The sequence below is a fragment of the uncultured Veillonella sp. genome (genome assembly GCF_963534045.1).
Lineage (GTDB): Bacteria > Bacillota > Negativicutes > Veillonellales > Veillonellaceae > Veillonella.
On sequence record NZ_CAUSQT010000050.1, the window covers coordinates 1 to 8,472 of the forward strand.

General features: G+C 39.0%; 6 protein-coding genes. All 6 read right to left on the bottom strand.

The window, feature by feature from the left end; all coding sequences use genetic code 11:
* Positions 1-317, bottom strand: a 317-nt coding sequence (locus RYP29_RS07495) for a flavodoxin family protein (RefSeq protein ID WP_311532878.1), incomplete at its 3' end; no start/stop codon positions are given.
* Between the two features lie 26 nt (positions 318-343).
* Positions 344-1,141, bottom strand: a complete 798-nt coding sequence (locus tag RYP29_RS07500; protein WP_311532880.1) for an energy transducer TonB — start codon at positions 1,139-1,141, stop codon at positions 344-346.
* Between the two features lie 2 nt (positions 1,142-1,143).
* Positions 1,144-1,551: a biopolymer transporter ExbD gene (locus tag RYP29_RS07505; RefSeq protein WP_311532882.1), complete on the bottom strand. Its 408-nt coding sequence runs from the start codon at positions 1,549-1,551 to the stop codon at positions 1,144-1,146.
* Positions 1,552-1,553: 2 nt separating this feature from the next.
* Complete coding sequence (locus tag RYP29_RS07510) at positions 1,554-2,171, bottom strand: MotA/TolQ/ExbB proton channel family protein (RefSeq protein WP_005382865.1); 618 nt, start codon at positions 2,169-2,171, stop codon at positions 1,554-1,556.
* 36 nt (positions 2,172-2,207) lie between these two features.
* Positions 2,208-7,274: a TonB-dependent receptor domain-containing protein gene (locus RYP29_RS07515; protein WP_311532884.1), complete on the bottom strand. Its 5,067-nt coding sequence runs from the start codon at positions 7,272-7,274 to the stop codon at positions 2,208-2,210.
* A gap of 198 nt (positions 7,275-7,472) precedes the next feature.
* The gene (locus RYP29_RS07520) at positions 7,473-8,363 is read right to left on the bottom strand and encodes a helix-turn-helix transcriptional regulator (RefSeq protein ID WP_399553315.1); all 891 of its coding nucleotides are present in this window, start codon (positions 8,361-8,363) and stop codon (positions 7,473-7,475) included.
* Positions 8,364-8,472: the final 109 nt, after the last annotated feature.

An 8,472-nucleotide genomic window follows, 5' to 3' on the forward strand; every position in this document is an offset into this window, starting at 1 on the left:
AGAGATTCTTTATTAGGCAATAAGGCAGATGCCTTTTCAATACTTTCACGAGCATGATCAGAATCGGCATACATGCCCAGTGTAGCAAAGAATACTATATGTTTATTGGTAAGGGTTTCAATCAACTTAGTCGCTTCTTTATTAGCTGTGCCACGATCCACCCAGAAACCTAAAAATACAGTATCGTAATCCCCTAGATTGGCCGGTGCCTCTTTTACCGGTACACAAGGTGTACCTTCAGGCATAACAGAGGCCATTGCCTCCGCTACGCTTTTTGTATTCCCTGTGAGTGAGGAATATAAAATAATTGTACTCATGTTCATCTCCTTATACTTATATAAAATTAATCATCATCTGTACCTTCTGATAAATCAAATCGTACAGGAACAGTTACTGGTTGTACATCCCCTGTTTGATTTTGATATGGTAATGCACGGTTTACGGCAGCTATAGCTTCTTCTCTTAACAATGAATCATCACCAGATGTGACATATGGTGCTTCAGCAGCATTACCATCTGTATCAATACGTACATATACGTAGATGGTTTCATGGACTTCTCTATGTTGACGAATATATTGTTGAGGAATTACTTTTTGATTATTTACAGCATTATAAAATCCATCAGTATCAAAAGCCACATGTTCTCTACCATGACCCCCACCAGAACCTTTACCTGAACCAGTACCTTCACCTGAACCAGTGCCTTCACCAGTGCCACGTCCTGTACCAGTACCTTGTCCGCCGCCTTCGCCACCACCATGGCCTGGACCATTACCGGCGCCGCCACTTTCACCAGAAACATTTGATGTATTTTCACTACCCTTACTTGGAACATCCACAGCATCAGGAATATCCGTTGCTGTAGATGGTTCTACATTTGCTACAACAGCCTTTGTTCTAGCCGCTACTTCATCTGCAGACAATGGTTTTGGGAATAGAGATGACCTATCACCGCCACCACCACCAGAATGACCACTACCACCATCATCGAGCACACTTTGGGTGAGATCGACTTCATAGGTTTCCTGCTCCTGAATAGCAGGCACAACTACGAAAAAGATGACGGCAATAAAGAGAATAATTAGATGAACTACGGCGGATATTATGGCTGCTTTTTTCCATGATATGCCTAATCCCATAGTTATCCTTTCTGTTCAGCTGCAATAGCTAAGCGTTTAACACCAGCTTGTTTAAGCATGTCCATAATTGCTACTACTTGACCATGAATAGCACGTTTATCGGCTTGCAATATAACGCTAGCATTCGGATTTTGTGCAATTCGTTCTTTTACCATTGCTTCTGCTGCATCAATGCTCATTGGGACATTATCAATCGTTATATGACCTTCTGCATCTAATGTAAGCACCACCGGTAATTGAGCTGGTGCAGATGCGGTTGTAGCCTGTGGCAACTGTACAGACAAAGCCTTTTGGGCAATTGTTTGTAAGCTATTCATCATGAAGAACACCAATAAGAAGAATATGATATCAATCATAGGGATAATCATGAATTCAGGCTTGGATTTCATACGAAAACTTTGTAAATTCATAGTTATTTCCACCCTTCTCGTTTTGCGGTAATGATGTTAACACACATGTTTTCAATTTGGTTAATAATAGAGTCCAAACGATGGCTAAAGAATGTATACACAATAAAGGCCATAATGGCTACACATAAGCCAGTCGCCGTTGCGATAAGGGCTTCCCCTACACCACCGGTAATGGCAGATGCACCAGCACCAGCATCGAGGATACTAAAGGAACCAATCATACCTGTTACAGTACCAAGTAGGCCTAACAATGGGGAAATTGTAACGGTTGCACTTAAGTAATCCATATATTTTCTAAAACCTACTGCATCTACGCCCATTTGATCAGAGAATGCCGTTTTCATGCCTTCTTCAGTAGCACCATTTTTCAAACCAGCTTCAGCAATACGGCTAGCGATGGATGGGTTTTCTTTGATTACCTTTTCAATTTCATCCCATTTTTGTAATTTTGCATACTCATTAACTGCATGAGTTACTATATAGGTTTTCCCTGCATATTTACGATAGTAGAAAGTGCGTTCTACGGCAATAGCAATGACCATAAGAGACAAGAATAATAATGGATACATTACATACCCGCCACTATGAAACAAGTGAATGACATAATTTAGATTTTCCATACTAATAAACCTTTCTGTCTATTTATAGACTGCACATTAGAACCTGTACGTTCCTTGAATTCTTGCATAATCGCCTAACTTAAAGCTTTCATTACCATATAAAGTATCTCGTTTATTTGTGCCCTTCGCATCAAATGTATAGAATGCTTCAAGGAGTAGATCCTTGCGTGGTACATAGCCAGCACCGAATGTAAAGCTGCGAATACCATCGAGGTAACGATCAGGTACAGCACCGGTACCATTACCACCTAGGAATGAGCCATGAGCGAAGTATTTATAATCGATGAATGCGTTCCAAGATTTTGGAACATCGATATCCGCACGACCAATATCGAGGCGAGCCATCCAGAAATGAGGTGTACCGCCCATTTGGTGACCTTTCACAGCAAAGTCTGCGGTTCCACGTTCATGGTCATATACAGTATTACCATTCATGTAGCGGCCAAATTTCGATCTATTTTGACCATAATCTACAGTAAGTACTGCACTTTCACCGATTTGATATTTAGCGCCAATGCCAAATACATTAGCTATATTGGAGAAGCTTTGTTCATCATTACCATTGCCATTAGCATTTAAGAATGTACGTTTACTACCATTAAAGGAGCGTAAGTACCATGCTTGTAAGCCAAGACGATCTCCAATTTGTTTCTTCACTTGAACAAACGCTGCCGTTTCGATAGGTGGAATTGTATCTTTTTCAAGAACTACACCTTCTGTTTGGATAATATTACCGATGATTTTACCAATTGCTTCACGTGGCAATTTATTTTCAGACTCTGCGTCGTGTACAACTTTTTCAAGATTATATAAATAGTTGTACATTGCTGGTGTCATGCCCCAACCATAATCAGAATCACCTTCTCCATAATCCCCCGATGATAATGTGAAGTTCTTCTTATAAATACCATCTGTAGCATCATAATCAGTAAATACATATTTACCGTTATCATATTTATACGTTTTAGCGCCTAAATAACCAGTGAATTCATAATTGCTAGATGGTTGTCCATAGTAATCATAGGATTGTTTAAAAGTTCCATCTGGTTGTTTAACCCAAACAGTATCTAATTCGCTATTCTTATAATTAGACCAGTTATCTGCGGCATTATATTTAGCAATTTCTGCAATGGATTTATTAATATCATCACTATGCTTAGCAATATAATCTTGTGGATTTAATAGAGCTTCTTTATTATCTGTAGACACTATGAGTGCTTTGGCCTTATCTTTTAAGTCTTCAGGATATAAGGTGGATGTAACATTGTACATTATCTCACCTGTTTTATATAATTTCTCCCCTGTATTCTTATTCGTGATTTCGTACATTGCATAGCCGCCAGATGGAATAGATAATGAGAATTTCTTCTCAGCCATATCTGTAGGGTATGCCTTTGTAAGAATATCTTGTAAGCGGCTCATCACTTGAGCTTGTTTTTGTTGTGTTTCTACGAGCTTTGCATTAGCCTTTTCAAGCTCTTGATCGCGATTCGGATTGCTCCAACTTAGATTCAACGTAGCTTTATACGCATCATATTCATCTTGTAATCCTTTTAGCTGTTGATAGAAGTAGATGCTATCTGTCTTACCTTTATAGGTAGATTCATAAATACCTGTTGGGCTATCTGGTGCTGGTGCATCCTCAGTGGATTTGCTTTCACCATCAGAACCAGTTTTTGTAGCACTATTGATATCATATGGATAATCATCACGGTTAATACCAATTAACTCTGCTGCTGTTGGGGGTCTACTAATCACTTCATGTACCACATGAGTATACGCAGAATCACTTATGCCAGTGCTATGTTTAAAGCTACCTACACCAACGCGAACTTGTGTATCATTACCGGTCCATACGGCACGAGCCCCATCATAGGACTGACCGAACCAGTAACCACTTGCCCCCATAGGTTCATTCAAGCGTCCTACGGATATATCCCATTTTTTAACACGTCTAGTAAGATCAACAGTATCAAGGCGTTGATGGTTAAATCCTTTCGACTCAGATTTAGTCCAACTTGTATCGATGCCGCTCATACCAGTCATACTACCGATAACTGAGAGATTGGTAAACGGATTAATGCGAGCATCAAAACCAAGTCGAATGCGTTGTTCAAAACTATGACGATTAGAATCGTACATATTCACTTTCGCAGAACCGATTGCTGAATTAGAACGGAATGGGGATTGCGGACGATTTGTACCATCATGAGACATCCAACGTGCGCGATAATCGCCAATAAACTCAATACCACGTTCCTTTGTTGTATCAAAATCAGGACGAATAAAGTCAGTTAATTTAACAACTTCGGATATATTTTGTACGCCCGCTTCATTACCTGATGCGCCATTCGCTACGCTATTAGTTGCATTGGCAGCTTTATTACCATCTTTTCCGATTGGCGTAGTTTTGGAATCACCACCGCCAAACTTGAGATTAACGCCGATACGATATACACGTTCTTGCGTTGCTCTGTCATCATCGCGATGATTAAAGATATTGTTAATACCAAAGTACATCATGGCATTCTTATTAAATCGTTTTTGAACCATTAAGTTCCAAATGCCAAATGTTTTCTTTTGATAAACTTGCTGTTTGTATACGCCTGCATCACCGGATAAAATATCTGGCCAGTAGTTACCACCATTATTTAAAGTATTACTATCCAGCATATTGATATAATAATCACCCCAAATGGATCCATTCCAACCAGTTTTTGGATTGTCATAGGTGACACCAATATCTACCTTATGTACCGGTTTATCCAATAATTGACGAGGCATAGTTGGGTCGCTCTTATTAATAGCATGTAAATAGGTATATCCTAATTTACCGGACCAATATTTGCCGAATTTTTGTTGAACCTCTGCTTGAAGACCTGTGATTTCAGCCATACCGATATTCTTAAAGCTATAAATCATATCCGGAGCGCGTTGATATTTTGCGTCACCTTTCAAATATGGTGCAAAATCTTGGAATTCACCAGTGAAATAAACCGACATATAGTTTTTGATGCGGTTATGGAATACACCAACACGAGCATAGGTGTTTTTATTTTCCCCCTCTAAACTCATATCAATGTTGAGCGATTTTTCAGGTTTTAAATTTGGATTACCAGCCCAATACCAACCGAGTTTTGCAACACCAATACCTACCGGATTAGATGCATACATTTCCCAGTTATACCACAATTCGCCCATACCAGGCTCAGTATAACCAGTGCCGACATTAGCCTTAAACCGACGATGAGGATTGCCTTTCACATTATAGGTCATCCCCATGGAAGCTGATAAATTGGAACCAAACAAACTGCTATTATCTAGTCGAATAATAGGAACAAATGTAATATTTTTATTCACTTGCCACGTATCAGAGATATAAGCATTCATCTTGCGAATCGTACCTTGACCAGTTGTCAATCGTTGGTCGCGATTACGATACTCTTCTAAGAAGGCCTTACCATTTAATTTAGGCGCTTTTTTACGCATTTCAGGATCACTAGACTCGCCATATTTAAAGTAGTCGCCTACGATATTAGAACGAGTATTAGCCATATCTGGATTTTCTGCTTCTAATCGAGATTTTAATGCATTATAACGATTTCTAAAATCATCGGATATAGGTTGATTATTAGGAGAGGTGCTAGACCAAGAACTAATAGCACCTTCAGACAAACCATAATTTACGTAATCATCATATGTAACTCCCGGCTTCTGAGCATTTGTTTCAGCACCATAATATTCATAATCCATGTCCCATTGTGGCATACCATTACTGGAGTTTATAAATTTATAATCATGAATATGTGAGTATACCTTAACACTGTTATCCCCTTTGCGTCTCACGAGACGGTCAAGCTTATCGACGAGTAAGCTCTTATCATAGTTCCATGGATCAATATACATGGTACTTGTATTAGGGGAACTCTTTAATCGGCTACCAGAACCTTCTTCACGAGCATAGCTAACACCATAACTAAGACGATGCTTATTATTAAGCTGCGTATTCGCATTGAGGCGAACATCTAGTTGACGATGGTCTATATTATCGATATACCGTAACTCATTAGAGCCTTCATAAGAGGATCGTCCCGTATAATTGATAAGCGCTACGTCATCCTCTTTGATACGAGAATAGTTTGTTTCTACGGTCCAATCGCTTTTACCGGCTTTGGCATTCCATGAAAGATTAATCGTATTACGACCTGCAGTCCGTTTGAAATGTTGTTGTGGCTCTAAATCGGAATCGGAATGCTTAATATCCCGCACAAGGTCTTCCGTATATCGGTTTGAACGCATTTCAAATTTATTATTCTTATTCGCTTCATAGGTCGCCACAAGGCCTATATCTGAAGCATCGCCGAAATAGCGTAGTACATTGGGTTTAAAATTATGCTTTGCATAATCAAAGCCCATACCTGATGCACGGCGTTTAACCGATGCAAGGACAGGCATTAAATCGCGTTTACTACCAGATAAGCCAACCTTTAATTTACCCATCTGCCCTGAATCAGCTCGGATATAAAAGTTTTGGAATGGGAATAAATCGCCATCACTCTTACGACGCATTCCTTCGGCATTCACTTGTAATGTTGGTTTTTTTAGTGCTTTCTTAGTGATGATATTAACGACACCACCCACGGCATCTGAGCCGTACTTAGCACTGGCTGCACCTTGAATAACCTCAATGCGTTCTACATTTTCGGCACCTAGCCGTTGAACTTCATCAGCGGCACCAGAGTACTTATCAAAATCACCAAGTACTGGTTGCCCGTCCACAAGAATCAATGTATGACGAGCCTCTGCACCGCGAATGGATACACCGACGCGCCCCATGGCATCAACGGTTCTAGAAACACCCGTTTGGGTAAATATAATATCTTCGACGGACTTCGCCTGCTTCTTCTCAATCTCTTTTTTGGTAATGATTTGCACTTGCTGTGGATTTAACTTTGCTTCTTCTTGAGCCCATGTGCCTTGTACATGAACTACATCTGTCGTAACGGCTGCATTATCCGCCATAACGACGAGAGGTGCATTTAGCCATAATGCAACTGCACTAGATAGGACTAAATAGCGTTTTGTACGTTCCCATCGATTCATTGTTGCCTCCTCTTATAATCTCACTCAACTATATGCATCATTACAATTAGCAATAAAAAATACACTCTGCTAACACTGGTGAATTGAAAATCATTTACATTTAATATGTTAGCAAAGTGTATTATGCATATCTACTCCGAAAAGACCAAAATTATACGATTTTGATACTTTTATTAGATATAGTTAAACAATATGTAATTATACTCTACGATAATCACTCGGTGTCATACCGACAAAGTCCTTAAAGGTACTTGTAAATTTACTACCATTTTCATAGCCTACGGCATTGGCAATTTGTAAGATGGATTCATCCGTTTCTTGCAGTAAACGTTTTGCCTCATTAAGGCGACATTCTTTGATGAACTGATGAATCGTCACACCATATACACCTTTAAAGCAACGCTTTAAGGTTGATGCAGGGACATCAAAGTCACGAGATAAATCATCAATGGTAATGCGTTTGACAAAATTCTTAGACAAATATTTACTTACTGCTTTTACAATATCTACCTGTTGCTTTCGGTAACTCCCTCGTTTTTCATAGGAGTCTGTAGAGATTACAGATAATAATAAAAATATTTCTACAATCTTGAGCTTAAAATAATGAGCTCTAATAGGATCTGGTACATTATATAAACTGGAAAAAATTTGGCGAACCGACTCGGTTTCCTCCATCATCATACCAAAGTCTGTATTTTCACAAAATCGATTGGCTATGGCAGCCAAATCAATCTGTGTATCTGCTACAAGGGTATCTAATACATGCTGAGCTCGTTCTACATCTACTAATAGCACTATCCCTTTAAACGATTTTGTAGGGAAGTAATTTTCATGTTGATAATCGGACCTAATATGCCACCCTAACGACATATCCCCTGGCCCCATATACAAGTATTCTCCAGATGCGAATTTGCATTCAATACGTCCCTCTTCACAATGATTAATTGCAAAGGTCTTTGTATGAGATTGGGCGAAAAATTGAATCGTTTCACGCTTTACATCAAGGAATAGCAAATCAATACCGTCAAATACGGTATGTCTAGCCATACATACCCCTGATTGTCCTTTCATATGAGCATGTGGATTCATAATATCACCATATATATATAAATTATAAACAATACATTAATAGTAATTATTTTGAGATTAATTGTCAAATTCATTTTAGTAATAATTCATGTAATCTTTATTAAAATAC